Here is a 1079-nt window from a genome sequence, read left to right as displayed (position 1 = left end):
GACGGCGCCTCGGTCAGGGTCGGGTCGTTCAGCATGCGGACGGTGTCGCCGGCGCGGATCTCCTCGGCGCTGGGCGGACCGCTCCAGACGGCCTCGACGCCGGCGTTGCCGATCAGCATCTCAGCCTTGCGGCGGCGGGTGTAGGGCACCAGCAGGACGGAGACGCCCTTCTTGCCGGCGCGGCCGGTGCGGCCCGAACGGTGCAGCAGGGCGGCCTTGTTGACCGGCAGGTCGGCGTGGATCACCAGGCCCAGGTCCGGCAGGTCGAGGCCGCGGGCGGCCACGTCGGTGGCGACGCAGACCCGGGCGCGGCGGTCGCGCAGGCTTTGCAGGGCGTCGTTGCGCTCCCGCTGGCCCATCTCGCCCGACAGGCCGACGACCTCGAAGCCGCGCTCGCGCAGGCTGGAGTGCAGGTGGCGCACCGCGTCGCGGGTGGCGCAGAACACCAGGGCGCCGCCGGCGTCGAAGTGGCGCAGGACGTTGACCACCGCGTGCTCGATCTCGTTCGGCGCGATGCGGATGGCGCGATACTCGATGTCGCCGTGCGGCGCGTTGCGGGTGGTGGTGTCGATGCGCACCGCGTCGCGCTGGAAGGTCTTGGCCAGGGTGGCGATGTCCTTGGCGATGGTCGCCGAGAACAGCAGGGTGCGCCGCTCCGCCGGGGTGGCCTCGAGGATGAACTCCAGGTCCTCGCGGAAGCCCAGGTCGAGCATCTCGTCGGCCTCGTCGAGCACGGCGACCTTGAGGGCCGACAGGTCGAGGTGGCCGCGTTCGAGGTGGTCGCGCAGGCGGCCCGGCGTGCCGACCACGATGTGGCAGCCGCGGTTCAGGGTGCGCTGCTCGCTGCGCGCGTCCATGCCGCCGACGCAGGAGACGACGATCGCCCCGGTGCGGGCGTAGAGCCAGGTCAGCTCGCGGCTGACCTGCAGGGCCAGTTCGCGGGTCGGGGCGATGATCAGGGCCAGCGGCGCGCCGTACTCGCCGAAGCGCTCGGCCTCGCCCAGCAGGGTCGGGGCCATGGCCATGCCGAAGGCGACGGTCTTGCCCGAGCCGGTCTGGGCCGAGACCAGCAGGTCGCG

The 1079-nt window shown here is 73.2% G+C and carries 1 protein-coding gene; it reads right to left on the bottom strand.

Translation table 11 applies throughout. The features are described from left to right. A partial coding sequence (locus Q7W29_11185; GenBank protein MDO9172380.1) for a DEAD/DEAH box helicase occupies window positions 1-1079 on the bottom strand: 1079 nt, incomplete at both ends.

The organism is bacterium (assembly GCA_030654305.1).
GTDB lineage: Bacteria > Krumholzibacteriota > Krumholzibacteriia > LZORAL124-64-63 > LZORAL124-64-63 > PNOJ01.
This window is presented reverse-complemented; position numbering and strand designations above follow the sequence as displayed.